At 59.3% G+C, this 26,598-nt stretch carries 28 protein-coding genes and 1 tRNA gene; 18 read left to right on the top strand and 11 right to left on the bottom strand.

Going from position 1 to position 26,598, the window contains the following annotated elements:
• Positions 1-57: 57 nt before the first annotated feature.
• The 6 genes from hfq to dusB all read right to left on the bottom strand — a co-directional run bounded on the left by hfq (position 58) and on the right by dusB (position 8,008).
• Positions 58-624 (bottom strand): RNA chaperone Hfq, encoded by a 567-nt coding sequence (hfq, locus tag O2N64_RS12255; protein ID WP_271077872.1) that lies wholly within the window; start codon positions 622-624, stop codon positions 58-60.
• A 175-nt stretch (positions 625-799) separates the two neighbouring features.
• Positions 800-2,176, bottom strand: a complete 1,377-nt coding sequence (gene ntrX, locus O2N64_RS12260; RefSeq protein ID WP_271077873.1) for a nitrogen assimilation response regulator NtrX — start codon at positions 2,174-2,176, stop codon at positions 800-802.
• Positions 2,177-2,192: 16 nt separating this feature from the next.
• The gene (locus O2N64_RS12265) at positions 2,193-4,343 is read right to left on the bottom strand and encodes a sensor histidine kinase (RefSeq protein WP_271079660.1); all 2,151 of its coding nucleotides are present in this window, start codon (positions 4,341-4,343) and stop codon (positions 2,193-2,195) included.
• A gap of 145 nt (positions 4,344-4,488) precedes the next feature.
• Positions 4,489-5,898 carry a sigma-54-dependent transcriptional regulator gene (locus O2N64_RS12270; protein ID WP_271077874.1) on the bottom strand — a complete coding sequence of 470 codons (1,410 nt, stop codon included), beginning with the start codon at positions 5,896-5,898 and terminating at the stop codon, positions 4,489-4,491.
• Positions 5,895-6,989 (bottom strand): two-component system sensor histidine kinase NtrB, encoded by a 1,095-nt coding sequence (locus tag O2N64_RS12275; protein ID WP_271077875.1) that lies wholly within the window; start codon positions 6,987-6,989, stop codon positions 5,895-5,897. The genes O2N64_RS12270 and O2N64_RS12275 overlap by 4 nt, the downstream gene beginning before the upstream one ends.
• On the bottom strand, positions 6,986-8,008 hold the full coding sequence (dusB, locus tag O2N64_RS12280; RefSeq protein ID WP_271077876.1) for a tRNA dihydrouridine synthase DusB: 1,023 nt from the start codon (positions 8,006-8,008) through the stop codon (positions 6,986-6,988). The genes O2N64_RS12275 and dusB overlap by 4 nt, the downstream gene beginning before the upstream one ends.
• 74 nt (positions 8,009-8,082) lie before the next feature.
• On the opposite strand from dusB, the gene O2N64_RS12285 reads away from it, so the two are divergent.
• Positions 8,083-9,243: a bifunctional 2-C-methyl-D-erythritol 4-phosphate cytidylyltransferase/2-C-methyl-D-erythritol 2,4-cyclodiphosphate synthase gene (locus O2N64_RS12285; RefSeq protein WP_271077877.1), complete on the top strand. Its 1,161-nt coding sequence runs from the start codon at positions 8,083-8,085 to the stop codon at positions 9,241-9,243.
• Positions 9,244-9,247: 4 nt separating this feature from the next.
• Entirely contained in the window at positions 9,248-9,745 is a 498-nt protein-coding gene (locus tag O2N64_RS12290) for a CinA family protein (RefSeq protein WP_271077878.1), read from the top strand.
• Here the strand turns inward: O2N64_RS12290 and O2N64_RS12295 are convergent.
• Together O2N64_RS12295 and lipA are read right to left on the bottom strand one after the other, a co-directional pair.
• Positions 9,706-10,167 (bottom strand): type II toxin-antitoxin system RatA family toxin, encoded by a 462-nt coding sequence (locus O2N64_RS12295; protein ID WP_271077879.1) that lies wholly within the window; start codon positions 10,165-10,167, stop codon positions 9,706-9,708. The genes O2N64_RS12290 and O2N64_RS12295 overlap by 40 nt on opposite strands.
• Positions 10,167-11,117: a lipoyl synthase gene (lipA, locus tag O2N64_RS12300; protein WP_271077880.1), complete on the bottom strand. Its 951-nt coding sequence runs from the start codon at positions 11,115-11,117 to the stop codon at positions 10,167-10,169. The genes O2N64_RS12295 and lipA overlap by 1 nt, the downstream gene beginning before the upstream one ends.
• Positions 11,118-11,200: 83 nt before the next feature.
• On the opposite strand from lipA, the gene O2N64_RS12305 reads away from it, so the two are divergent.
• The 4 genes from O2N64_RS12305 to O2N64_RS12320 all read left to right on the top strand — a co-directional run bounded on the left by O2N64_RS12305 (position 11,201) and on the right by O2N64_RS12320 (position 13,711).
• Entirely contained in the window at positions 11,201-12,184 is a 984-nt protein-coding gene (locus O2N64_RS12305; RefSeq protein ID WP_271077881.1) for a sodium-dependent bicarbonate transport family permease, read from the top strand.
• Positions 12,181-12,489, top strand: coding sequence for a P-II family nitrogen regulator (locus O2N64_RS12310; protein ID WP_271077882.1), 309 nt, complete (start codon positions 12,181-12,183; stop codon positions 12,487-12,489). Before O2N64_RS12305 ends, O2N64_RS12310 begins: the two co-directional genes overlap by 4 nt.
• Positions 12,489-13,127 (top strand): carbonic anhydrase, encoded by a 639-nt coding sequence (locus tag O2N64_RS12315; protein ID WP_271077883.1) that lies wholly within the window; start codon positions 12,489-12,491, stop codon positions 13,125-13,127. The genes O2N64_RS12310 and O2N64_RS12315 overlap by 1 nt, the downstream gene beginning before the upstream one ends.
• A gap of 77 nt (positions 13,128-13,204) precedes the next feature.
• A complete protein-coding gene (locus O2N64_RS12320) occupies positions 13,205-13,711 on the top strand; it encodes a hypothetical protein (RefSeq protein WP_271077884.1) in 507 nt (168 codons plus the stop codon).
• Here the strand turns inward: O2N64_RS12320 and O2N64_RS12325 are convergent.
• A complete protein-coding gene (locus O2N64_RS12325; RefSeq protein WP_271077885.1) occupies positions 13,708-14,331 on the bottom strand; it encodes a ferric reductase-like transmembrane domain-containing protein in 624 nt (207 codons plus the stop codon). The genes O2N64_RS12320 and O2N64_RS12325 overlap by 4 nt on opposite strands.
• 29 nt (positions 14,332-14,360) lie before the next feature.
• On the opposite strand from O2N64_RS12325, the gene O2N64_RS12330 reads away from it, so the two are divergent.
• Both O2N64_RS12330 and O2N64_RS12335 read left to right on the top strand, forming a co-directional pair.
• Positions 14,361-15,071: an NYN domain-containing protein gene (locus tag O2N64_RS12330; RefSeq protein ID WP_271077886.1), complete on the top strand. Its 711-nt coding sequence runs from the start codon at positions 14,361-14,363 to the stop codon at positions 15,069-15,071.
• 59 nt (positions 15,072-15,130) lie between these two features.
• Positions 15,131-15,940, top strand: coding sequence for a DUF1206 domain-containing protein (locus O2N64_RS12335; RefSeq protein ID WP_271077887.1), 810 nt, complete (start codon positions 15,131-15,133; stop codon positions 15,938-15,940).
• A gap of 12 nt (positions 15,941-15,952) precedes the next feature.
• Here O2N64_RS12335 and O2N64_RS12340 read toward each other — a convergent pair whose 3' ends face one another.
• Positions 15,953-16,453, bottom strand: coding sequence for a hypothetical protein (locus O2N64_RS12340; protein WP_271077888.1), 501 nt, complete (start codon positions 16,451-16,453; stop codon positions 15,953-15,955).
• Complete coding sequence (gene mutL / locus O2N64_RS12345) at positions 16,453-18,267, bottom strand: DNA mismatch repair endonuclease MutL (protein WP_271077889.1); 1,815 nt, start codon at positions 18,265-18,267, stop codon at positions 16,453-16,455. The genes O2N64_RS12340 and mutL overlap by 1 nt, the downstream gene beginning before the upstream one ends.
• A 183-nt stretch (positions 18,268-18,450) precedes the next feature.
• On the opposite strand from mutL, the gene O2N64_RS12350 reads away from it, so the two are divergent.
• The 10 genes from O2N64_RS12350 to O2N64_RS12395 all read left to right on the top strand — a co-directional run bounded on the left by O2N64_RS12350 (position 18,451) and on the right by O2N64_RS12395 (position 26,562).
• Complete coding sequence (locus O2N64_RS12350; protein WP_197921264.1) at positions 18,451-19,497, top strand: rod shape-determining protein; 1,047 nt, start codon at positions 18,451-18,453, stop codon at positions 19,495-19,497.
• Between the two features lie 31 nt (positions 19,498-19,528).
• Positions 19,529-20,425: a rod shape-determining protein MreC gene (mreC, locus tag O2N64_RS12355; RefSeq protein ID WP_271077890.1), complete on the top strand. Its 897-nt coding sequence runs from the start codon at positions 19,529-19,531 to the stop codon at positions 20,423-20,425.
• Complete coding sequence (gene mreD, locus O2N64_RS12360) at positions 20,425-20,979, top strand: rod shape-determining protein MreD (protein ID WP_271077891.1); 555 nt, start codon at positions 20,425-20,427, stop codon at positions 20,977-20,979. Before mreC ends, mreD begins: the two co-directional genes overlap by 1 nt.
• 4 nt (positions 20,980-20,983) lie before the next feature.
• Positions 20,984-23,011: a penicillin-binding protein 2 gene (gene mrdA, locus O2N64_RS12365; RefSeq protein ID WP_271077892.1), complete on the top strand. Its 2,028-nt coding sequence runs from the start codon at positions 20,984-20,986 to the stop codon at positions 23,009-23,011.
• Positions 23,008-24,120 (top strand): rod shape-determining protein RodA, encoded by a 1,113-nt coding sequence (gene rodA, locus O2N64_RS12370; RefSeq protein WP_271077893.1) that lies wholly within the window; start codon positions 23,008-23,010, stop codon positions 24,118-24,120. The genes mrdA and rodA overlap by 4 nt, the downstream gene beginning before the upstream one ends.
• 123 nt (positions 24,121-24,243) lie before the next feature.
• Positions 24,244-24,319: transfer RNA gene (locus tag O2N64_RS12375), tRNA-Lys, on the top strand.
• Positions 24,320-24,377: 58 nt separating this feature from the next.
• Complete coding sequence (locus O2N64_RS12380; RefSeq protein WP_271077894.1) at positions 24,378-24,863, top strand: DUF6680 family protein; 486 nt, start codon at positions 24,378-24,380, stop codon at positions 24,861-24,863.
• A 97-nt stretch (positions 24,864-24,960) separates the two neighbouring features.
• Positions 24,961-25,191, top strand: coding sequence for a hypothetical protein (locus O2N64_RS12385; RefSeq protein ID WP_271077895.1), 231 nt, complete (start codon positions 24,961-24,963; stop codon positions 25,189-25,191).
• Positions 25,192-25,327: 136 nt separating this feature from the next.
• Entirely contained in the window at positions 25,328-26,149 is an 822-nt protein-coding gene (locus O2N64_RS12390; RefSeq protein WP_271077896.1) for a hypothetical protein, read from the top strand.
• 59 nt (positions 26,150-26,208) lie between these two features.
• Complete coding sequence (locus O2N64_RS12395) at positions 26,209-26,562, top strand: thermonuclease family protein (protein ID WP_271077897.1); 354 nt, start codon at positions 26,209-26,211, stop codon at positions 26,560-26,562.
• Positions 26,563-26,598 lie beyond the last annotated feature (36 nt).

The raw sequence follows: 26,598 nt of genomic DNA on the forward strand, positions 1-26,598 counted from the left end.
GCGCCCCGCGCGTTACCTCGCCTTCGATGTCATCATCTACAATCAGGCTACTTCGCCTCAGTCTTCGCTGTCGTCGTCATCGTCATCGTCGAACCCGTCCTCGGTCAGATCGACCTGAGTGGCGGGCTGGATGGTCGAGACAGCGTGTTTGTAAGCAAGCTGGACGTAGCCTTCGCGCTCCAGCAGCATGCAGAACAGGTCGTATGCGGCAATGCGGCCCTGCAGCATCACGCCATTGACCAGAAACATCGTCACCTGGACCCCGGCATCGCGGACGCGGCTCAGGAAAATGTCCTGCAACAGGCGCTGCTTGCGGTTTCCGTCGAAGCCCGTGTCGAAACTGTCGGCATCGACCGGATTGCTCGGCATGATCGTCGAAATCGCATGCTTGTAGACAAGTTGCGACTGACCGTCCCGGCGCAGCAGGATGGAAAAGTTATCGAACCAGGTTACAATTCCCTGCAGCTTCACGCCCTTCACCAAGAACATGGTGACGGGCATCTTTTCGCGCCGCAAATGGTTCAGGAACAGATCCTGCAAATTACCCGTCTTGGACGGCGCAGCAGGCGCTCTTTCCTTTTCGGCTTCTGGCCGAGGCCGGGGGGTGAGTGTTCCTTTGGCCATTTATCTGACTCCGTTCTTGTTGGCAGTCCGATCGTTGTCGAACTGCATTCTGGCACTGCGGATGGGCAGCACCGCTTGTCACACAAGTGCAATATATCGCACAAAAATGCGTAAGTTTCGAGACAGATATGTGGGTGAGCGAAGTCTGCTGCGCAAGAGCCCTTCAATAGATCACTTAGTCACCATTGTTGCGGTCGTTCATTCCCAGCAATTTCAGCTTCCTATGCAGCGCTGATCGCTCCATCCCGATGAAACCCGCGGTCTTGGAAATATTGCCCGAAAAGCGCCGTATCTGGATGCGCAGATACTCTCGCTCGAAGCTTTCGCGCGCTTCCCGCAGCGGAACGCCCATGAGGTTCGACATGCCGCTGCCGCTGTCCGACGAGCCGCCGGTAATCTCTTCGGGCATCATTTCTGGCGTGATCGTTTCGAAATCTTCGCGCGGTGCGAGGATCACGGTGCGCTCTATGACATTGCGGAACTGGCGTACATTTCCGGGCCAATCGTATGCCTGCAAGGATGCCATCGCTTCGGGCGCAATATTGGGCGGCGTGAGGCCTTGTTCACGGGCGTATCGCGTGAAGAAGTGCTCGGCGAGAGCCGGAATGTCATCGCGCCGTTCGGAGAGCGGCGGAATTTCGATCGGGACGACGTTCAGCCGGTAGAACAGATCCTCGCGGAACCGCTTCTCTTCGATTTCCGTCAGCAAGTCCTTCGCTGTCGAAGATACGACGCGCACATCCACACCGACTTGGCGATTACCGCCCACGCGGACAAAGCTCTGATCGGTAAGGACCCGCAGGATCCGAGCCTGCGTGTTCTCCGGCATATCGGCGACTTCATCGAGGTAGAGAGTGCCACCATCGGCAAGTTCGAGCAGGCCGGGCCTGATCAGCTTGCCATCGGCCTCTTCGCCGAACAATTCATGCTCGAATCGATCGGGTGTAATGCGGGCCGAATTGACCGAGACGAAGGCTTTGTCAGCGCGCGGGCTCCAGGCGTGCAGCAGGCGCGCGGCGACTTCCTTGCCCGCTCCCGCAGGTCCGCTCACCAGCACACGGCTGCCGGTGTTGGCGACACGTTTGAGAGTGGCGCGCACTTGGTTGATGACAGAGGAATTGCCGGTGAATTCGTCGGGTGACGTCATGCCTTCACGAAGGCGCTCGTTCTCCCGGCGCAGACGCTCGGTCTCAGTCGCGCGCTCTACCAGGTGGAGCAGTTTCTCTGCCTCGAACGGCTTTTCGATAAAGTCCATCGCGCCGCGACTGACTGCGGACACCGCTGTATCGACATTGCCGTGGCCGGAGAAAATGATGACCGGCAGACCGGGCTCGCGGGCCTTGATCGCATCGAGCACTTCCAGACCATCGCGCGGAGAGCCATGTAGCCAAACGTCGAGCAGCACCAGGCTGGGCCGCCTTTCATCGACCATGGCAATAGCGCTCTCGCTGTCTCCTGCCGTGCGGCACTCATAGCCTTCGTCACTCAAGACGCCGGCCACAAGGTCGCGAATATCCCGCTCGTCATCGACTACGAGGATATCGAGTGCCATTCAGTGCTCTCCCACTTCAATCATCTGCTGCTTCTGTGTTTTCGATATGGTCGGCCGGATGCACTGCGAAGCGCAGCCGTACGAGGGTGCCCCCTCCCTCACCCGCCGCCGAGAATGTGATTTCGCCGCCGTGCTCTTCGACGATCTTCTTCACGATCGCGAGACCAAGGCCCGTGCCCTTCTCTCGCGTGGTGACATAGGGTTCGATGACATTGACACCGCCTTGCGGGAGACCGACGCCATTGTCCCTAACTTCAATCTGCATGAAGTCGCCCGGCATGGTGACGCTGAGATCGATGCGCGCGCGCCAATCAATCTCGGTCTCTTTTGCCTTACCTTCAATGGCTTCGGCTGCATTTTTGAGGACATTTGTCATCGCCTGCCCGAATTGGTGACGATCGCATTCGATCGTGCGAATGCCTTCATCAGCGAAGAAGGTATAAGTGATTTCCGGATGCGCGACTTCCTGCAGGAACAGTGCCTGCCGGACGAGGTCCACCGCATCTTCCTGCCGGAAAACAGGCTTTGGCAAACGCGCAAAGCTGGAGAATTCATCGACCATCTTCCGCAAATCGCCGACTTGGCGAATGATGGTGCCCGTCAACTCATCGAACAGCGCGCCATCTTTCTCGATCTGCTTGCCGTAGCGGCGCTTGAGCCGTTCAGTAGCGAGTTGGATTGGCGTGAGCGGGTTCTTGATCTCATGGGCGATACGCCGTGCGACATCGGACCAAGCAGCCTGCCGCTGATCGAGCAATTGGCGGGTAATGTCTTCGAAAGTGATCACCATGCCTTCAGTCGCCGGTGACAGCTGTACAGCGAGGGTCAGCAGCTCCGTGCCCCGGCTGAACTGCACGATCTCGCTCATCGAGCCCTCGCTGACGAGGCGCGCGAATTCGGGAACGGCTTCGGCCAGGTCGCGGCCCACCGCGTTCTCTGCGCTGTCTTCGAATAGCAACTGCCGGGCCGAGCTGTTCATCAGCTGGATCCGGCCTTCCGGGTCGACCGAGAGAATGCCTGCGGTGATCGATTCCAGCACGGCCTCGATAAATGCGCGGCGTTCGGCCAGCTGGTGATTGGCCCCGATCAATTCATCGGTCTGACGCTCGATTTGCGAGGACATCCGGTTGAACGCCCGCCCAAGCAGCCCGATTTCATCCTGCTTTCCAATCCGACCGGAAACGCGCATCGCGTAATTGCCGCTGCCGATTTCTCCGGCTGCATCGGCGAGCTCGGCAAGCGGCTTCACCTGCCTGTCTGCAAACCGCAGAGCCGCCCACACAGCAATTCCCACGAGTGCGAGGCTGACTAGGAATAGCGCGATGTTGAACTGAAGTTGGAGAACACGGGCGCGAGAGGTCAGGTCGGCGTAGGAGTCTACAGTATCTTGCGCTTGTAAATACAGGCGCGTCGCTTGCGGTTGAGCATTTCGAGCGACGTACAAATACGCGTCCGATGAGCGGTCCAATAGGGTGATGGCTTCAATCCGATCGAGCGTTGCGCGAGCGACGAATGCCGCTCCATCATCCAAGGCTTCCATGTCCTCAGGTGCAACGCGAAGGCGCTCTCGGTTGTCTTCAGGATCAAGGATAAAGACTAACCGCGCGTCTCCGTCCTGCGAGCGACGATAGATACTAGCCTCGCTCAGCTCGCGCATAAAGGTTTGCTGGAGGACTTGATCGTAAAATTCAGGGCTAACTACCGACAGTCGCTCAAGAATATATCGCATGTCGCTGGACATGGCGACGGCGTTCATTCCGACAGTGCGCTGATTATCGTTGTAATAACTTTCGGCAAGTTCGCCGGCATCCTCAATTACGCCTCGTGAGCTTCCGGTGAACCAGAAATCGACCCCCGATTGAAACAGGATTGATGCGAACACGGCCACGAAAAGTGTGGGGATCGCAGCAATAAGCGAAAAGAAGAAAACCAAATTGACGTGTAAACGGGAGGTTGTGCCGCCCGCTCGACTGATAGCTATGCGTCGCCCCCAAAGGACGACGATACCGAGAGCGGGAATTAGGGTGCCCAACAAGAGTGCTGAAGCTTGCTCCGATGGCAACAACTCATTGCTATTCGACAGACCGGCTATCGTCAGATAGGTCGCCACCCCCATCGTCACCAGCGTCATGGCGCACACAACTTCCAGCCAAAGGAAGAGATTCATCCGCCGCGCGGCAAGTTGGGCGCGCCGCCACCAGCGCGATCTCTTTTGGGCGGAACTCGCCGTATCAGGGGCAGTCGTGCTGGCCACGTTGCAAGCTTACAACAGCGCTGTTGCAGCTTTGCAAGGGGTTTCTCTCCCGCCGTCCTCAGCTTCGGCTGAACTGGTCCGGATCGATGTCCAAATCCTGCAGCCGTTTGCGCAGTGTGTTGCGGTTGATGCCGAGTAGTTGTGCTGCTTTCAGCTGATTGCCACCTGTTGCCTGCAAAGCGTGTCTGAAGACCGGCCTCTCGAGCTTCTCGGAAGCTTGCTGGTAAAGCATCCCATCCGCAAAATTCTGTGCACTGAGCCACCCGGCGATCTGATCTTCAATATCGCCCGATGGGTCCACATCGGCAGTCTGAAGGCTGGTATCGAGCAGGCCGGAGACGGTCTCGGCATCAATCACATCGTCGCGGGATAGCAATGCGGCGCGATAGACCAGATTGCGCAGCTCGCGCACATTTCCTCGCCAAGGCTGCTCGCCAAGAATGCGCACGGCTTCGTCCGAGAGAGTTCGCGCAGGCAAGCCCTCTGTAGCGGCCAGTTTCAGGAAGTGTTTGGCGAGCGGCTCCACGTCACCCGCGCGGTCACGAAGCGGTGGAAGCTGGATTGGCACCACATTGAGCCGATAATAGAGGTCTTCGCGGAAAGAACCCTCTGCAATCATCGGCGCAAGATCGCGATTGGTCGCTGCAATGACGCGAACATCGACGGAAATCTCCTGACTGCCGCCAACACGCCTGATCCTCCCGGCCTGCAGCGCGCGCAGCAGCCGTGTCTGTGCCTCGGCAGGCATATCGCCAATCTCGTCCAGGAACAGCGTGCCGCCATTGGCCTGTTCAAACTTTCCGATATTGCGCGTGGTGGCGCCGGTGAAAGCGCCTTTTTCGTGGCCGAAAAGCTCGCTTTCGATCAATTCGCGCGGGATCGCCGCCGCATTGACCGCGACGAATGGCCCGGTCTTGCGACTGCCGAGCTGATGGATTGCCTCTGCGACAAGCTCCTTGCCAGTCCCGCTCTCGCCAAGCACCAGGACGGACAGATCATTGTGCAGCACGCGCGTGATGAGGCGATAGACATCCTGCATCGCCGCGCTGCGTCCGATGAGCGGAAGACCATCGCCGACATCCTCCAATTCGGCCGCGTTCTTGCCGAGAGAATCTGCCGCCTGCCGCGCCGCCCGGACCACTTCGTTGAGGTCGAAGGGCTTCGGAAAATACTCGAACGCGCCCCGATCCGTCGCGCGCACGGCCGTGTCGAGCGTGTTCTGTGCAGACAGGATGATAATCGGGAGGTCAGGATACCTCGTGCGCACCTCACCAAGCGTTTCGATCCCGTCGCCATCGCTCAGCATGACGTCAGTGAGCATGACGTCGAACTGCCCGGCTGCCAGCGAAGAATCCCTCCCCGCCACGCTATCCTGCGCTTCCACAGTAAAGCCTTCCGCTTCCAGCCCTGCGCGAATGACCGTCGCAATCGCGGTATCGTCTTCGATCAGCAGCGCGCGCCGCGTCATGTCTTTTCTCCGTTTGGCTTTGCGACCGGCAGCTGGATGCGAAAATGCGTCCATCCGGCGGCATCATCGCGTTCATGACTGACCCTCCCATTCATGTCGCGAACGAGTTTCTGCACAAGTGCCAGCCCCAAGCCCTGCCCGTGCGCTTTGCTGGAAACGAAAGGCTCGAAAATGTGATCGCGCAAAGCCGGGTCCACGCCCGAGCCATTGTCGCTTACGCGAATTTCGATCGGCAATTTGATGGATCGGCCTAGGCGGATGACGTTGGTCACCACTCCGCCTGCGAAACGGGTGCGGATGCGAATTTGCGGCGCGACATTCTGGGACGCGGCGTCCCGCGCATTGGCGATCAGATTGACCAGAACCTGCACCAACGCACCGTCATTGGCGAGGACAGGCGGCAGGGAGGGATCGAATTCCTCTTTCCACGCCACTGCGTCATCCGCCGTCATCTTGACCGATGAGATCGCCTTGCGGATCGCCTCATGCAGATTGACCGGCGCAACGGGCTCACTTTGTTCCCGCCCGAGCCGCTGCATCCGATCTATGAGTTGGGCAATGCGATCGACCTCCTGAATAACGAGATGCGTCAGGGGGGCCTGCTTTTCTGTCGCCTGCTTTTCCAGCAATTGCGCCGCGCCGCGAATGGCCGCCAGCGGATTCTTGATTTCATGTGCCAACACCGCCGGACCACGCAGCACTGGGCGCCTTTCCTGCTCTTCGAAACGCTCACCCTGGCTCGCATCCGAAAGAGTGATCATGCGCCAGCCGGGATGGGAGGCCATGGTGGAAACGGTCAGATTGGTGCGCCAAGGGCGCTCGTTGATGGTGACGTCGAGACCGCGCGCAACCAGCTGCGCCTCCGGATCTTTCAGCCTCTCGGCAAGATCGCTTTCACTTAGGCCAAGGACGTCGAGCAGCTCTCGTCCGCAAAGCCGCGTGGCACTCGCGCCGAGCAACACTTCACCGGCCGGATTGACCTCAGCAATGTGCAAGTCGGGCGAAACGAGTACCAGAGCGAAACTTAGGCCAGCGATCTGATCGCTTGGTCCGGGCGGCGGAGTGGCAGCGGCGGATGCCTCCTCGCTCACGCGGCGCGGCGCCGGATGAAAGGCTCGTAAAAGCGCTCAAGCTCGCCGAGAACCTGGCCCGCATCGTCGATGAAGTTGACCTTGTTGCGGAAGTCGGCGCTGCCATGCAGGCCTTTGGTATACCAGCCCAGGTGCTTGCGAGCGATCTTCACGCCCACGTCCTCACCATAATGCTCCAGCATGCCATTATAGTGTTCAATCAGCGTGTCGTACTGCTCGGAGAAGCTGGGGCTTTCGAGAACTTCGCCGGTCTGCCACCAATGCATCACCTGCCCGAGCAGCCACGGCTTGCCGTATGCACCGCGACCGATCATCAGACCGTCCGCGCCAGATTGCTCGAGAGCCTTGGCGGCATCGGGGATCGAGCAGATGTCTCCGTTGACGATGACGGGAATATCGACCGCGTCCTTCACCGATTTGATGAAAGACCAGTCGGCGCTGCCTTTATACATCTGGTTGCGCGTTCGGCCGTGCACGGTGACGAGCTTTACTCCGAGGTCTTCGGCGATATGGGCGAGTTCGGGCGCGTTGAGGCTCGCATGGTCCCAACCCATCCGCATCTTGACCGTTACGGGCACATTCACGGCCTTTACCGTCGCTTCCATCAACTTGGTCGCCAGCGGGACTTCGCGCATCAGTGCACTGCCGGCGAATTGTCCCACGACCTTGCGCACCGGGCAGCCAAAATTGATGTCGATAATGGCCGCGCCCTGATCCTCGCTCAGCTTGGCAGCATCGGCCATGCTCTGCGGGTCGCAACCGACCAGCTGCATTGAGACCGGATCTTCGCTTTCGTGCCAGCGCGCTTTCTGGATCGACTGGCGTGTTTCGCGAATGGCCGCCTCGCTGGCGATCATCTCGGTCACATTGAGGCCAGAGCCATAGCGCCGCACCAGCTGGCGGAACGGCATATCGGTCACGCCCGTCATCGGCGCGAGCACGACCGGGCAATCGATCTTGATCGGACCGATTTCGATCGGCGTGACAGCCGGCGGGGTGGGATTTAACGTGTCGCTCATGATGGTGCCTAATATTTAGGCAGGCGCATAGTGGATTGCGAGGCGCGGCTCAAGCAGGTAGCGGGCTTGGCGCAATGCATAGCAATTCGGACAAAGCGACCGGCTTCGGCGCCATCATCGTGGCAGCAGGCAAAGGACTACGCGCGGGGCAACCCTTCCCGAAGCAATTTTCGCAGTGGAAGGGGCAACCGGTGCTGCGCCACTCCGCCAGCGCGTTGGCTGAAGCTGGGGCTTACCCGATTGTGGTCGCTATTCCCGAAGGTGCCGACGAGATTGCAAGTGAAGCACTGTCTGGCATTTCGGGCGTTGTGCTCATCACAGGCGGCCCGACGCGGCAGGACAGCGTGCGGCTTGCGCTCGAAGCCATGCAGCAGCACCAGCCGGCAAACGTCCTGATCCATGATGCCGCGCGTCCGGACTTGCCACAGGACGTGATCATGCGCCTGCTTGTAGCTCTGAAGACATCGCCCGGTGCTATCCCTGTGCTGCCGGTCGTCGACAGCATGATCCGTGCGGATAACGGCTTGATGGCGGGCGACGCCAAACGTGATGAGTTACGCCGGGTGCAAACACCTCAGGCCTTCCGCTATGATGCCATCCTCGCAGCGCACCGAGCCTGGCAGGGTGAAACCAATGCCGGGGACGACGCACAAGTGTTCCGCGCCGCAGGGCACGATGTTGCGCTGGTCGACGGCGATGAACGCCTGAAGAAACTGACTTTCGCCGAGGACTTTATGGAGCAGCAGTCACCCTTCCCCCCAATTCGCGTTGGCAATGGCTTCGATGTGCACCGCCTCGCCGATGGCGAAGAGCTGTGGCTGTGCGGGATCAAATTGGAGCACGACAAAGGCCTTGCTGGGCATAGCGATGCCGATGTGGGCTTGCATGCCGTAGTCGATGCGATTCTTGGAGCCTGCGCGCAGGGCGATATCGGGGACCATTTCCCGCCCAGCGATCCACAATGGAAAGGCGCGCCTTCATCGCGCTTTGTCGAGCATGCCGTGAAAGTCGCCGCCGAGGCTGGCTGGCGAATTGGCAACGTCGATTTGACCCTCATCTGCGAAGCGCCGAAGATCGGTCCCCACCGCGAAAACATGCGGGCAAAGCTGGCCGATTTGCTGGGCATTGGCGTCGACTGCGTCAGCGTTAAGGCGACGACGACCGAGCAGCTCGGATTCACTGGCCGCGGCGAAGGCATAGCTGCGCAGGCAAGCGCCACTCTGGTGGCAGGATAGTTCTATGACTGAGACGCTTCTTCCTGACGAAATTTACAAACTCGCCCAGAAGGTGGTCGAAGAGAATGCAGCCAAGGGCCGCAAGGTTGTGCTGGCGGAGAGCTGCACCGGTGGCCTGGTCGCAGGCGCTATCACCGAAGTCGCCGGCAGCTCAGCGGTGCTCGATCGCGGCTTCGTCACCTATTCGAACGAGGCGAAACAGGCGGACCTCGGCGTGCCGCTCGATATCATCGAAGCTTTTGGTGCTGTTTCCGTAGCAACCGCCTTCGCCATGGCGCAGGGCGCACTTGAGCGCAGTGATGCCGATGTCGCCGTCGCGATCAGCGGGATTGCAGGTCCCGGGGGCGGAAGCGAAATGAAACCTGTCGGCACGGTCGTATTCGCCCGCGCCATCCGCGGCGAAGCGGAACCCACAGCCGACGAGCGGTTGTTCGAAGGCGAAAACCGCGCAGGTGTGCGGCGTCAGGCGACGCTTTGCGCGTTGGAATTACTGCTGCCGTAGAGATCTTGCGCGCGGGTTTCGAAAGCCGCGACCATCTTGCGGAATGCGCGGTCGATATATTGGCCGGCTAGCGTTTCGAACATGATGTTCTTGAACGCGAAATCGACGCAAAAATCGATCTCGCAGGCGCCCTCGCCCACGTCACGAAATGTCCAATTGTTGTCGAGGTCGCGCAGTGGACCATCGATGTAGTGGACGTTGATCGTGTTCGGGCGATCTTTCACCACTTTCGAAGTGAACTTCTCGCGCAGCGCCTTGAACCCGACGAGCATGTCCGCCGTCATCTCGGTGTCGCTATCCTTGCGCACCCGCGTCGCGACGACCCACGGCAGGAATTCGGGATATTTATCGACATCGGCCACCAGGTCGAACATCTGTTCGGCCGTGTAGGGCAATCTCTTGGTCTCGCGGATCTTTGGCATCAGCCCGCCTTCGCAGCTGCCTTGGCCAGCTTGGCTTCGCGCGCCGCGCGCATTTCGGCAAAGTCATCGCCCGCATGGTAGCTGGAGCGGGTGAGAGGCGTTGACGCGACCTGCAGGAAACCCTTCGCGCGGGCAATCGCACCATAGGCGTCGAATGCCTTGGGCGTCACAAATTCCTCGACATTGGCGTGTTTCGGCGTTGGCTGGAGATACTGCCCCATGGTCATGAAATCGACATCGGCGCTGCGCATGTCATCCATCACCTGGTGTACTTCGAGCCGCTGTTCGCCGAGACCCAGCATAATGCCGGACTTAGTGAAGATCATCGGATCGTGGCTCTTCACTTCTTCCAGCAGGCGCAGCGAAGCGTAGTAACGTGCGCCCGGGCGAATGGTGGGGTAAAGACGCGGCACGGTTTCGAGATTGTGATTGTAGACGTCGGGCCCGGCTTCACAGATTGCCTCGACAGCAGGGCGCATCTTGCCGCGGAAATCGGGGGTGAGGATCTCGATCGTGGTGCTGGGTGTCTCGCGGCGAAGCGCCTTGATGACCTTTACGAATTGCGCGGCACCGCCATCGGGCAGATCGTCACGATCCACACTGGTAATAACGATGTGCTCCAGCCCCATCTTGCCCGCAGCAACCGCGACATTCTCCGGCTCCATCGGATCGACGATCCGGGGCATGCCGGTCTTTACATTGCAGAAAGCGCAGGCGCGCGTGCAGACATCGCCGAGGATCATCACCGTGGCATGCTTCTTCGTCCAGCACTCACCGATATTGGGGCAAGCCGCCTCTTCGCAGACCGTGTTCAGATTGAGATCGCGCATCAGCTTACGCGTTTCGTGATAGCCCTTCGAAACGGGGGCCTTCACACGAATCCAGTCAGGCTTGCGCTGACGGGCCGGACGATCGCCTTCGGGCTGCGGAGGATTGCTGAGATCGGTCATTTCGCAGCCCACTTAGGGAACAGTCCGGATAACCGCAATGGGGACGCTTGCCCTCATTCGTATGCTGGCATAAGCGAGCCATCATGGACGCAGTCGGCATACAGGCACTCACCTCTCCGGTCGTGCTCTTTTTCGTATTGGGCTTGCTGGCGGCATTTGCCCGCTCAGACCTCGCCATTCCGGAAGCCATCGCCAAAGGCATGTCGCTTTACCTTATGGCAGCGATTGGCCTGAAAGGCGGGATTGAGGTCGCAGAATCGGGCCTTGATGGCACCGTTCTGGCCGCCCTTGCCGCAGGTATCGGCGCAGGCTTCGTCATGCCGCTTTACGCCTACTGGGTGCTCAAAGGCTTCGGCAAGCTTGACCGGATCAATGCCGGCGCTGTCGCTGCGCATTACGGCTCGATCAGCGTGGTTACCTTCGTGACGGCGGTCGAAATTTTCGAGCTGCAGGGCAATCCGCCAGAGGGTTACATGGTTGCCGTGATGGCGAGCATGGAAAGCCCCGCCATTTTGGCCGGCCTCTTGCTGGCGCGCGGCGCGGGCTCTGAAGATGGCCAGAGCACCAAGGAACTGCTGCACGAGGTGATGTTCAACGCATCTGTAGTCCTACTTCTGGGTGCCTTTGCGATTGGCTGGATTGCAGGGCCCGAAGGGTTTTCGGACGTAGAGCCCTTCTTCGGCGCGATGTTCAAAGGTGTGCTCTGCATATTCCTGCTCGACATGGGGCTGATCGCGGCGCGGCGCGTGATGGATTCGCGCGCGCTCACCTGGCGACTGGTGGCCATCGCGATTGCCTTGCCGCTCGTGAATGGGGTCATAGGAACGGCGCTGGGTGTGGGCATCGGGCTCGACACCGGTTCGGCCGCCGCACTCGGCGTGCTGTGTGCGAGCGCCAGCTATATCGCTGTGCCTGCAGCGATGCGGCTTGCCCTGCCTGAAGCTGATCCCGGCATCTATCTCACAATGTCCCTGTCGATCACTTTCCCTTTCAACGTCCTTATAAATATTGCCCTGATCGGTGCGCTTGCAGCGATACTGACCGGTGAAGGAGCAGCGATCCCATGATCGAGACCGTTATCCGCAAACGTATCGAAATCCTCGCAGATCAGGCGCAGGCCAATCGCGTGACCAAAGCGATCGACGAGGCAGGCATCACCGGCTGGACTATCACCCCCGTTACCTCTGGGAAGGGGCGCGATGGGCGCTGGCGCGAGGAGCGTGTGATGGGCACGGACAAGGTCTTCATCCTCACAATTGCGCCAGAGGACAAGGCGATGGCCTTGGCAGAATCGCTCGCCCCCGTACTGACGCAGCGCGGACTGCTGCTCACCATGTGGGATGTGCAAGTTATCCGCGGAGATCGCTTCTAATGCCTGAATTTCACGAATTGTTGCACGGTTATCGCCGCTTCCGCACGGAGGGATATCCGAAACAGAAGGCGCGCTATGACAAGCTCGTAGATGAAGGACAGCATCCCAAACTGATGATCATCAGCTGCTCGGACAGCCGCGTGGATCCTGCGCAAATTTTCGATGTCGATCCGGGCGAAATATTTGTCGTTCGGAATGTCGCTGCGCTGGTTCCGCCTTTCGAAACGACGCCGGGACAGCACGGTGTGTCAGCTGCAATCGAATTCGCTGTGCAGGTCCTGAAAGTGCGGCAGATTGTGGTGATGGGTCATGGCCGGTGTGGCGGCTGCAAGGCTGCGCTTACGCAGGAATTGCATGGCAACGTACCTGGCGAAGGTGGCTTCGTTGCCAACTGGGTGCACCTGCTCGACGATGCCCGTGCGCCTGTGGCCGCAAAGCATGGGATCGAAAGCCGTGAGGCTGAGCTAGAAATGGAATTCGCAGCAGTTGGCGTAAGTATAGAGAACCTGAAGACCTTCCCCTTCGTGCGCGAAGCGGTCGAGCGCGGCGAACTGAAACTTCGGGGAACGCATTTCTCCATCGCCGAGGGCGTGCTCTATTTGCGCGATGAAGAGAGCGGTGAATTCGCACCTGTCTGATAGATTGCTATTGCGAATTATTCGCAAGACGCTTACAGCACCTGCGAATACTACCCCCCCACTCTCAAAGGAATTTTATGCGCAAGCTTATTCTCTCTGCCGCACTCGCAGGCACCGCCCTCACACTCGCCGCCTGTTCGCAAGAAACCGCCGAGGTGGAGCCGGTTGATGAAACTGTAGAGACCGCCGAACCTGCTGATACATCCGCCGATGCCTCGGGTGTCGTCGATGCCAATACCGCAACGGCAGACGACCTCGCAGGAATTGCCCAGATCGACGAGGAACTTGCTGCGGCAATCGTGGCCGGACAGCCCTATGCCAACGCCATGGATTTCAACGCCGTGTTGATGCAATCCCTGACCGAAGAGCAGGCTGCTGCAGTGCGCGAAGTGCTTTTCGTGCCGGTCAACCTGAACGATACGTCATCTGAGGAACTCGCGCTGATTCCAGGCATCGACGAACGGATGATCCGCGAGTTCGAGGAATATGCTCCGTATGACGATATGGCCGAATTCGACCGCGAAATCGGCAAATATGTCGATGAGGAAGAGGTCGCGCGTTTCCGCCAATACGTCACGCTTTAACGGCGTTGCAGAGCCCAACTTGAAATCCAGATGGCGGCCAATATCCCGATGTGGATATAGGCCGTCATCGGATCGAATGCCGTAAGTGCCCAATGCACGAATGTGAGCACCGCAGCGGGGTAGACGAGCCGGTGCAGACGTTTCCATGACCGCTTGAGCGCGCGCATGCTCGCATCGTTGGAAGTGACGGCGAGCGGCAGGAAGAGTGCCAGCGCCAGCCAGCCCGTCAGATACTGCCACTCAGCAGCTTCGGCGAGCACTCTTCCAACTTCAGCCTTGTTCCAGAGATATACGCTCGTGTGCGCCGCCGCATAGGCAAAACTGGCGACGCCCAGATCGCGGCGATGGCGTGCCAGAAATTGCACCCACCCCTGCTTGCGAAAGGCTAGCCTCAGCGGCGTTACCGCAAGCGTAATAAGCAGCAGCCAAGCCGCCCAGTCCCCGCTTTCGCCGATCGCATGACCATAGCCGTAGCTCTCGGGCGTGAGCACCCAGCGCAGCACGATGGCCGCGAAAGGTGCGGCGAGGATCAGCCACAGAAGCAGACGTTTGGGCGGCAACGACATGGTGTGCCCATCGCCGAGGCGTTTTGCCACGTCAATCGCCGTCTTCACTTGCATAGCTCGCGCTCCGCCTGCATTTACGCGCCATGCCAGAAGCCAATCTCAAGAATATCGCGCTGCTGATCGATGCAGACAACGCCAGCCACGCGGGAATCGACCCCGTGCTGACCGTTCTCGCCGAACTCGGCCAGGTCAATGTCCGCCGCGCCTATGGCAATTGGGCCAAGCCAGCCCTGTCTAATTGGAACAAGATCACCCACCGCTTTGGCATTCAGCCGATGCAGCAATTCGATCTGACCAAAGGCAAGAACGCCACCGATATCGCCATGGCTATCGATGCCATCGACCTGCTTAATACCGGCAAGGTGGACGGGTTTGGGATCATGTCTTCCGACAGCGATTTTACCCCGCTCGTTACGCGGCTGCGGCAGGACGGACTCATCGTCTACGGCTTTGGCGGTGCGAAAGCGCCTGATGCCTTCAAATCTGCCTGCACGCGCTACATCGATGTCGATCAGCTCATCCGCACCAATTCGCGCGACGACAAATCGCAGTCGAACGACACTATCGACCAAGACCTGATCGATTTGCTGGGTGACGCCTGGAAAGCGGCAAGCCGCGATGATGATGGCTTCGCGCGTTTGCATGAAGTGGGCCAGATCGCCGGCAACCGCTCGAGCTTCGACGTTCGCAACCACGGTTTCAAGCGATTGTCCGACATGATGCGCGCCGCCAGTGACAATTTCAAAATGGAACGGCGAGACGACAAACAGCTTTACGTCAAACGATTGCGATAATCTCGGCACCAAATCGCCGGAAGGCCGTTAGTCGCCCATACAGTAACAGGGACGATGAAATGGTCGACAAATCTGAAAAATTCAATTGGTTGGTGCGTGTAGGCTATTTCAGCCGCGCCATCCTTTATGCGACGCTCGGGATTGTCGCGCTCACCAGTGCGAGCAAAATTGCCGAAGGCACCAATGGGATTTTCCAGGCGGTGAAGGATTTCCCCGCGGGCACGGCAATCCTGTGGCTGATGGTCGTGGGCTTGATCGCTTATGCGCTGTTCCGCTTTTCATCGACCTTCTTCGATATTGAGAATAACGGCACCGATGCAAAGGGCTGGGGCAAGCGCCTCGGCCATGCGGGAAGTGCCATCGGCCACCTCGCACTCGCGTGGTCTGCCTATCAGTTTGCCAGCAGCAGCGGCGGCGGCTCCGGCGATTCCGGTGGCGGCGCGCAAGAAGCGGCCTCGGGCGTATTGTCGGTGGAGTTCGGCGGTGCGGTAATTGGCATTCTCGGTGTGGCTTTCGGCATCGCTGCGATCTTCCAGATCAAGAAGGGCCTCAGCGGCGAATTCATGCACCGCATTTCGGGCGCTGCGCCTGATGCAACGCGTTGGCTCGGCGGCGCCGGCTATGCTGCGCGCGGCGTGGTCTACGGCGTAATCGCCTGGTCGCTTATCCAGGCCGGTTTCATGTCTGGCGGCGCGGAGCAGATCAAAACGCTGGGCGATGCCGTGGCATCACTTGCGGGTGAAGGCATTGTGTTCACGTTGGTCGCGGTTGGCTTGCTGCTCTTTGGCCTCTTCAGCCTCGTGCTTGCTCGCTATCGGATCATCCCCGAACTGGGTGACGATGGCCGCGTGCCTCAATTCAGAACCTGATTTAGGCGAGTGTCAGACGCCGCAACTGGCTGTACCTGTACCGGTGTAGACCACCCGATCGAACCGGTCGTACAGCCACATTGTGCCTTCGTAGGTCATGTCCTCGATCTCGCCTTCTTCGACGACATCCTCGATTGCGAGCCGCAACGTGTATTCTCGGCCATTATATAGAGTGCGAGTATTGGAAGGCAGTTCGCGCGATCCCGGGTCAGCAGCAAAGCGGACCATGTCGCCATCGATCTTCATAAAGGCATCCGTTTCGCGAGCGATTACCCGCACCCCCATGCTTGTACCGGGCGCGTAGGCACAGGCCTGGCCCAGCAGGTCGTTCGCCTCCATATCGGGATAGCTGATCGTTTCCGGAACGACCTCTTCAAGCGGTGGCCCGGCATCATTCGCCTCGCGGACGCGTTCGGAAATCGCCGCATCTTCAGCTGCCTGTTGCTCTTCACTAAGCGCCCCGTCGCAGCCAAGAAGCAATCCGGCCAGCACTGCCACACCCAAGACCCGCATCAATGCCTCCCGAAAAGTTTCTCGACGTCTTCCATCGACAGTTTCACCCAAGTTGGCCTGCCGTGGTTGCACTGACCTGAACGCGGTGTCGCCTCCATCTCGCGCAGAAGAGCATTCATCTCCGCAACATTGAGCACCCGACCTGCTCTCACAGAACCATGACATGCCATCGTCGCCAATACATGCTCGATCTTTTCGGTGAGTAAGAGTGAAGAACCATGGCTCGCAATATCGTCGGCCAGATCACGGAGCAGTGCCTCTGGATCGGCCTTTTTCAGCACGCCGGGAATCGCGCGGACAAGCATCGCATTGGGCCCGAACCTCTCGATGATAAGCCCGAGCTTTGCGAAGTGGTCGATGTGTTCCTCAAGCCGGTCACAATCGGCTTCTTCGAGTTCGACCACCTCCGGAATCAGCATCGCCTGACTTGCAGCGACTTTCTCGCCCGCACCTGCTGCGCGGAGCCGCTCCAGCACGATGCGCTCATGCGCTGCGTGTTGATCCACAAGCACCAGACCATCGGCTGACTCGGCGATGATATAGGTATTGGCGACCTGCCCGCGCGCTATGCCCAATGGGAAGCGCTCAGCATCTTCTGGAAGCGCCTCAGCCGCCTCTGCCCTGCCCTGCGGCGCTGCAAGCGTTTGCGTATCTCCCGCCCATTCAGCGCGCGCCTCCGCCAGTCGATGCTGTGGCGGCGCCGACCAATCGCGCCCCGAGAATATGGAAGCTAAGGCTGGCGCTGGCTCACGATTTAGCGGCTCAGACTGCCAGCGGCCCATCGCGCCCGAGTCCGGCGCCTGCGCACTTCGCCGATCGCCGGTGGAAAGCGCATTGCGCAATCCGCTCACGATAAACCCGCGCACGGCAGCGGCATCGCGAAAACGGACTTCTGTCTTGGCCGGATGCACATTGACGTCCACATCGGCGAAAGGAACATCGAGGAAAAGAGCGAGCACAGCGTGGCGATCGCGCGCCAGCATTTCTGCATAGGCGCCGCGCACCGCCCCAGTAAGAAGCCGGTCTTTCACGGGGCGGCCATTCACAAAAAGATATTGATGATCGGCCACGCCGCGATTGTAGGTCGGCAGACCGGCGATGCCGCTAAGCCGCATCGTGCCTTCACCGCTTGGCCGCTCCAGATCGATGACCACACCATTGTCAGCCAGCTCGCGTGCGACGATCTGCGCGACACGTTGTGGGGCGTCTTGACCCTCCTGCACTGCGAAAATGCGCCTCTCGCCATGCTCGAAGGTGAACGCGATATCCGGCCGCGCCATCGCGAGCCTGCGCACCACATCATGGCAGGCGGCGTATTCGCTGCGCGGGGTGCGCAGGAATTTGCGCCGCGCTGGGATCTTGCCGAACAGGTTTTCGACCCGGACTCGCGTGCCGGGAGGCAGAGCCGCTGGACCCTCTTCCACCAACGTCCCGTGATCGACGACCTTGCGCCAACCATCTTGGCTGCCGGTTGGCCTGCTCTCGATTGTCAGCTTGGCGACACTGCCGATCGAAGGCAGCGCTTCGCCGCGAAAGCCAAGTGTGGACACTTGCTCGATCGCTTCGTCTGGCAATTTGGATGTCGCATGCCGCTCCAACGCAAGCGCCATCTGCTCCGGCGACATACCGCATCCGTCATCGGTGACCTGTATTGAACCCAGTCCGCCTTCGACAATCGAAACGGTGATGCGGGTCGAGCCAGCGTCGATCGCATTCTCCACCAGCTCCTTGAGCGCGGAGGCCGGGCGCTCGACCACTTCGCCTGCGGCAATGCGGTTGACGAGAGTCTCTGGAAGGCGGCGAATTTGCGGCATTTGCCCACCCTACAGGTCGCTTCTCGCAATTTCGAGGCGAACCGGGGCAAAACTGCGACCTTTTCGACAAATTTTTTGGCCTTTCTCGCGGTGGCGCGTTAAGGGGCGTGACTTTCCGCATTTCCAACAGAGTTCGGACTGAGTCGCCGAGCGACTGCGGCAATTCTTATTACGGGTTTTTCGATGAGTTCCTTTTTTTCCAATCTCTTCAAATTCGGTTCGCAGAACATGGCCATCGACCTCGGTACGGCCAACACGCTGGTTTACGTACAGGATCGCGGCATCGTGCTGAACGAACCTTCCGTGGTCGCCATCGAGACGACTGCCGGTGTGCAGCGCGTGAAAGCTGTTGGCGACGATGCGAAGCTGATGATGGGTAAGACGCCGGACAATATCCAGGCGATCCGCCCGCTGCGCGATGGCGTTATCGCCGACATCGAAATCGCCGAAGAGATGATCAAGCACTTCATCCGTAAGGTGCATGGCCGCAAGACGCTGCTCCGCTATCCGGAAATCGTGATCTGCGTTCCCTCTGGCTCCACTTCCGTGGAAAAGCGCGCCATTCGCGATGCCGCCAGCAATGCCGGTGCATCCGAAGTGTTCCTCATTCTCGAGCCGATGGCTGCGGCAATCGGTGCAGACATGCCCGTGACCGAGCCTGTCGGCTCCATGGTCGTCGATATCGGCGGCGGCACGACCGAAGTTGCCGTCCTGTCGCTGCGCGGCCTTGCCTACACCACGTCGGTGCGTACCGGCGGTGACAAGATGGACGAGGCGATCGTCTCCTACGTTCGCCGACACCACAATCTGCTGATCGGCGATGCGACGGCAGAGCGGATCAAGAAGGATTATGGCGTGGCCACCGTGCCGGATGATGGCGTTGGCGAGACCATCGTCATCAAGGGACGCGATCTCGTGAATGGCGTTCCCAAGGAAATCAATATCAACCAGGCACATGTGGCAGAGGCCTTGTCCGAACCCATCGGTGCTATCGTCGAAGGCGTTCGCATCGCCCTTGAAAACACTGCTCCTGAACTTGCGGCTGACATCGTCGATCAGGGTATCGTCCTGACTGGTGGCGGCGCGCTCATTCGCGGGCTGGATGATCACATCAAGGAAGAAACCGGGCTGCCTGTCAGCATTGCGGAAGATCCGCTCACATGCGTGGCACTGGGCACAGGCCGGGCAATGGAGGACCCGATCTACCGCGGCGTCCTGATGACCGCCTAAGAGGCAATTTAGTAAGGGGGAGCGGGCCGCAATGGCACCGCCGTCGGCGCAGACATCTGGCTCAAACAAGAAGGCGCAGCTTGGCCGCTTCGCTGGTTATGTTTTTGCGAGCGCAGGAGCGCTGATTGGCGCGCTGTTGCTGATCATTTCCCTTTGGCGGCCCGAAGCCTTTTATGGCCTTCGATCCATGGCCACCGATGCCGCCTCACCTGCCGGTGAAGCAGGCGCGGCAGGCCGGGTCGGCTCACGCAGCTTTTTTGAGGCGATCGCAGGATATTACGACGCCGGCTCCCGCAATGCTGAATTGCAGCGCGAAAACGAGATCGCCCGCGTGCGCCTCGCGGAGATGCGCGCATTGGAGCAGGAAAACGCGCGGCTGAAAGCCTTGCTCGATCTGGCCGAGGGTGAAATCACGCCCGTTGCCACCGGTCGATTGATTGGTTCAAGCTCCACTAGCACGCGCCGCTTCGGATATCTGGGTGCAGGTCAGGATGACGGCGTCCAGGTGGGTATGCCGGTAAGCTCTCCGATGGGACTGGTTGGCCGTATCCTCGAGGCGGGCAATTCGACTTCACGCGTCCTGTTGCTGACCGATGTCGAAAGCATCGTACCCGTGCGCCGGGCGACTGACGATGTGGTGGCCTTTGCCGAGGGTCGCGCAGACGGATCGCTGCGCATTCGCCTTATCAATCTCGGCATCAATCCGCTTGAGGAAGGCGATATTTTCGTGACCTCCGGTGCGGGTGGCCTGTTCCGCCCCGGTGTCGCAGTCGCGATGGTTTCCGAGATCACGGATGACGGCGCAATCGGGCAATTGCTCAGCAATCCTGCGGCGACGGACTTTGTGGTTGTCGAACCAATTTTCGAACCCGAAGCTATCGAAGCCGCGCAAGCGCCCTTGGCAATCGAGCAGGTTGAAGACGACTGATGGAGCGGCTCAATCCGAACGCACGGCGAGATCAGTTCGGCAGCAAGATCAATCGCGATCACTCCCCGGTCCTGGCATACGGCCTGCCTTGGGTGACGATCCTGCTGGCATCCTTGACGCCGCTTCTGCCCATCATTGCGTCCGCTCCGCTCGTGCCCCCGCTCGGGTATCTTTTCCTGCTCGCTTGGCGCGTTCTCCGCCCTGGCCTGCTGCCTATGTGGGCTGGCTTGCCATTGGGCTTTTTCGATGATCTTTATTCAGGACAACCTCTCGGATCAGGGATTCTGCTTTTCTCGCTCACAATGATTGCGCTCGATCTGATCGAGGTTCGTTTTCCGTGGCGTGGTTTCTGGCAGGACTGGGGCGTCGCCGCGATTTTTTGCGTCCTTTATCTCATCCTCTCCGCACTGTTTTCGGGTTCAGCGCCCAACTGGATTCAGCTTACCCTCATCTTGCCGCAGATATTGATCACCATCATGCTATTCCCGGTGGTCGCGCAAATCGTGTCGCTTCTAGACCGCGTCCGTTTGACGCGCGTGCGGCGCATTGGGTGATCGCATGAGCCAGAAGATCACTTCCAACACCCTGAAAGATCGTTTTACGCGGCGCAGCTTCGTGGTGGGAGCGGTGCAAGGCGGCATCGGCTGCCTGCTTGCCGCGCGCATGGGCTACATTGCCGTTGCCGAGAATGAAAAATACGAGATGGAAGCGGAGAGCAACCGCGTAAATCTCTCGCTCATTCCTCCGCGCCGCGGGTGGATTTTGGATCGCAACGGCTCCCCCCTCGCCTCCAACCGCGCCGATTTCCGCGTCGACATCATTCCCGAGCGGATGCGCGATGCCGATCAAACGGTGGCGCTGCTGAGTGAGCTGCTGAACTTCACCCCGGCAGAGCGCGAAGATCTTCGTTTCCGCTTGGAAGAAAGCCGCGGGTTCGCTGCCGTTCCAGTGGCCAACAATCTCGGCTTCGAAGAATTCGCTGCTGTCAGCGTGCGCCTGCCAGAACTGCCCGGAGTTGTTCCCCAGCGCGGCTATTCCCGCTTCTATCCGACCGGACCATCGGTGGGCCATCTCCTCGGCTATGTCGGTGCCCCCAGCCGGGAAGAGTATGAGGAAGAGCCGCAGCCACTGCTCCTCACACCCGGTTTCAAGATCGGCAAGGACGGCGTCGAGCAACAATTCGAAATGGAACTGCGAGGGGTTCCCGGGGCGCGCCGTGTCGAAGTGACCGCATCGGGCCGGATCGTGCGCGATCTCGAGACTCGGGACGATATTCAGGGCGATCCGATCCGCCTGACGATCGATGGCCCTCTGCAGGACTACGCCGCGCGTCGTCTTGGTCTGGAGTCCGGTTCGGTGGTCGTGATGGATTGCCTGACCGGCGACCTGATGTGCATGGCGAGCATGCCGAGCTTCGATCCGAACAGTTTCTCGGACGGCATCGGCCGCCTCGAATATTCGATGCTCAGCGAAAACGACCGCGTGCCGCTGCGCAACAAGGTTCTGCAGGGTCTCTACCCCCCTGGCTCCACCGTGAAGCCGACCGTCGGCATGGCGCTGCTGGGCGAAGGGGTCGATCCCGATGAGACAGTTTTCTGCGGCGGCGGCCTGCGCGTGGGCAACCGCGTTTTTCGCTGCTGGAACCGCAGGGGCCACGGGCAGACAGATCTCGCCAAGGCCATCTATCAAAGCTGCGATGTTTATTTCTACGCCATGGCACAGCGCACCGGAATGTGGCCGATCGCCGATGCCTGCAAGAATTACGGCATGCAGCAGCAGTTCGATCTGCCTGTAGTGAGCCAGTTCTATGGCACCGTCCCCGATCCCGATTGGAAGATGGAAAAATACGGGCGCGAATGGCAGGCCTTCGACACCGTGAACGCCACAATCGGCCAAGGCTATATGCTGGCCTCGCCTCTTCAGCTTGCGGTTATGGCAGCGCGGCTTGCAACTTCGGAAAAGGTGACGCCGCGTCTGCTGCTCAATTCCAACGTTCCGCAGTTTGAGGGCATGGGCGTAAGCGCGGAATACAAGGCTTACATCCGTCAGGCGATGAGCGATGTGGTGAACGGCCCGGGCACAGCCGGTCGCGCGCGCCTGCCAGTCGAAGACGTGCTGATGGCCGGCAAGACCGGGACCGCTCAGGTCGTCGGCCTCAACATATCCGACGGTCGCAGTGGCCCCTGGCGCTACCGCGATCACGGCCTTTTCATATTCTTCGCGCCGTTCGATAATCCTCGTTACGCAGGCGCGGTCGTCATCGAGCATGGCGGGGGATCAGGCGCCGCCTACCCCGTCGCGCGCGACGTCATGACATTCCTGTTCGATCCAACGCGCGGTCTCGAAGCGCTGCATGCTCTGGAAGAGCAATGGGGCGGAACCGCGCAGGAGAGGCTGGACAGACAGTATGCCCAATATGCGGCCGCTGCTGGTGTAGACCTGCCCCCTGCCCCGCCGCCCGTCACGCTGGCTCGCCAGGTCGATGCGGAGGCACGCGCGGCTGCTGCAGAGCCAGATGCTCCTGCAACCGACGCCTTCGTTCCGCGTGAAGAGGCCAATCCGCGTTCAGAGGATACGGTGACATGAGAGGCGCAGTCACGCTCCCCGCGCCCATCGCCGAGTTCCCTTGGCGCGTTGTGATCCCGTTGATGATGCTTGTCGCATTCGGTGCTGCGGTGCTGCATTCGGCGGCAGGCGGATCGTTCGATCCATACGCATCGTCACATCTTATCCGCTTCGCCGTATTCCTCGTCGTGGCGCTGGTGATCTCCTATTTCCCGCGCGAATGGGCGAGCTATATGGCGATACCTGCGTATATAGCCGTGCTGGTGTTGCTCGTCGCAGTGGAGGCGATAGGGCAGCTTGGTGGCGGCAGCCAGCGTTGGCTGGAGCTCGGCTTTATGCGCTTGCAACCCTCGGAAGTGATGAAGCCGGGCATCGTCCTTATTCTCGCGGCATATTATCATGCGCTCCCCGCTGCCATGATCGGCACTTGGCGCGCGATTGCCATTCCGTTGGGTTTGATCGCATTGCCTATGGCTCTGGTGCTGTTGCAGCCTGATTTGGGCACTTCGCTGGCAATCGCATTTGGCGGCATTGTGGTGATGTTCCTGGCTGGCATTCCGCAGAAGTGGTTTATCGGCGGAGGCGTGGCAGCGATCTTCGCGATCCCTCTGGCGTACACTTTCGGCCTCAAGCCCTATCAACAGCAGCGTGTCCTCACCTTCCTGGACCCGGCGAGCGATCCGCAAGGGAGCGGCTATCACATCATCCAGTCGCAGATCGCCATCGGATCAGGCGGCATCTCGGGCAAAGGCTTCGGCGAAGGTTCGCAGAGCCAGCTCGACTACCTGCCCGAACCGCACACCGATTTCGTTTTCGCGACGATGGCAGAGGAGTGGGGACTGATCGGCGGACTTTTCGTCCTCGTGATTTTCGGCATTATCCTGCGGTGGGGGCTGATCGTTGCGCGCGGTGCGCAGGATCGCTTTTCTCGACTGCTGGCCGGCGGCCTGACAGCGACGATTTTCTTCTACGTGGCGGTCAATTTGATGATGGTGATGGGCCTTGCGCCCGTGGTGGGAATCCCCCTCCCCTTCATGAGCCATGGCGGGTCTTCGATGATGACGAACATGCTGTGCGTCGGCGGATTGATGATGGTCGAACGCTGGAACCGGCAGTCGATCAGGACCTGAATCCGCGCCGCATTCAAACTACCCCTTTTCAGCGTGAGAAAACTCGCTATATGAGCGCCTCCCAGCGATTCGACGGACCGTCTTTCGTTGAGATCATTTGCCCGGCAAAGCCCGGTCAGGAATGGACGCATAGCTCAGTTGGTAGAGCAGCTGACTCTTAATCAGCGGGTCCTAGGTTCGAGCCCTAGTGCGTCCACCATCTTTTCAAAGACTTAGCAGTTTCCTCGTCTCAATTAAGGTAACGTATAGGTAACTCTATGACTTTCTCTGATTGGCTCACTCTCATCGCCATAGTAGTTGGGCCGGTCGTAGCCGTCGGGATAACATTGGTTGTCCAAGACTACCGAGAGAAACGAGAAAGGAAATTGATTGTCGCTCGGATGCTAATGGCTACCAGACATCTCCCCGGCGATCCCAATTACTCCACTGCCGTAAACCTGATCCCGATTGAGTTCGCCAAAGAAGCCTCAGTCATAGCTGCATATACCGAATACAAGAGAGCTGTAGGGCAGGACCAGCCCGTCATGCCAGCCCATGTGGCGCGCGTAGATACGGAAATCAGCACCGCGCAGGTCAAAATGGTCTCAGCCATTTTGCAGTCATTGGGGATGAAAGTTTCCGAAGCCGATCTTGCTGTCTCAGCCTACGCGGCAGACGGAATGGTCAAACGCGACAATCTGTATCTAGACTCGCTAAGAGCTCAGCTACGTATTGCTGAAGCTTTGGAAAAGGCTCAAAACTAGCCCGCAGACACCGCGACAAACGCCGCCCACCATAGCAAGCAAAGAATCAGCACCGTGCGGCCTTGCCAAATGTTCTTCTTCCGTTCCATTTGCGCAGATGGTCCGCCACAAACTCGATTCGGTCAACGCCTTTGCTCGGCAAGGCTATGACTTGCGCATTCGCTGCATGGCCTGCGAGCATGTCAAAGACGCAAGCGCAGTCGAGATGATGCTAAAGCTTGGCGAACGCCGCCTCTCTATGTCGATAGAAGCCTTAGAGGATCGCCTGAAATGCCAGACTTGCGGCGAACGGCGCGCGCATATCTCGCCAGTGCCGATAGACTTCTAGGGCATTCTCCGCAGATCCACTCGCTTGACACCTCTCCACCGTTTTAGCGGCTACTTTTTGCTGGAATTCCTGCCACCTATCAGCCAACTTCATTGCCAAGAACGAATTTGGGGATTCGTCGAAAAGGGGGAAACTCATGAAGATAAAATCACTCGCTTTTGCTTCGGCGCTTTTCATCGCTCCATCGGTATTCGCGCAGGATACAGTCCCGATTGAAGCAACGGCACAGGAAGGCGCTGAGGCTGCGATTGCCGACCCTGTAACGATACCAGACGACGGTGCATTTAGCGACGCGCTGGCCGACGACGCAGCCAATACCGAAGCGAATTCTTCGCCCAATGCTATCCTGCCGCTTGGGACCGAAGTCATCCTTCGAATGAATGAGCAGGTGACCACCAGCGGCAATGAATGGGAAGAAGGCGACACATTCACCCTCGTAGTCGATCAAGATGTGATGCACGGCCAGTTCGTGGTCATCCCCGAGGGCAGCGAAGCGCAAGGCCGCATCACCAGCCTTTCCAGTCGCGGCGCATTCGGCAGGTCTGGCAAGATGGATATCGAACTTGAATTCATTCGTGTCGATGGTCGCCAGATCGCTATCAATGGGAGTTACCGCCAGGAAGGTGACGGGGCGACAGTTGCCACGCTGGGCGCTGTCTTTGTTGCGGGACCATTTGGCGGATTTGTGACCGGTGAAAGCGCCAGCATCCCGAATGGTCGAGAATTATCCGCGACCATCGCAAACGCTCTGGAATTGAATGTTCCCGCAGATCGCGTAGAAAACACTCCGCAGGTTTCCGAAGTCGATTCCGATTGGCGGACCTATCACGAATTCACAGATCGCAGTTTGTCGCCATCAGGCCGGGTCATGCAAGCTCGCCAGATGCGTGATGCCGCGATCGAAGAGGCTCAACTGACACCAGCGGGACGTGTCGCTATCATTGGCATAGTTGAATGAAGTGGTTGTTCGAGCTTCCGATGATATTGCATTGTTGCGATGCACATTTGCTTTGAACGATGCTTGAAGCCCTAGCCCTTGCCATTATGCCAATATGCCCCGCATCGGGTGTCCGCATCACATGCGTTCACGATGGCGATAGCATAGTGGTAGAGCGTGAGCGCATTCGCCTTGCCGACATTGACACGCCGGAGCTGGATGGCCGGTGTGCTTATGAAAGCCGCCTTGCGATCCGTGCGCGGGATAGGCTGGCACAGATACTGTCAGACGGGTTTCAGATCCACCGCGAGGGTGAGGACCGATATGGGCGGACGCTTGCCATAGTAACAGTTAACGGGCGCTCAGCGGGTGATATGCTCGTTGCGGAAGGGCTGGCAAGAACATGGAGCGGTCGGCGTGAGCCGTGGTGTTAAACTTGCGACCGATGCCGATTACCCCCGCTCCAGTAA

The organism is Aurantiacibacter sp. MUD61 (assembly GCF_027912455.1).
Taxonomy (GTDB): Bacteria; Pseudomonadota; Alphaproteobacteria; order Sphingomonadales; family Sphingomonadaceae; genus Alteraurantiacibacter.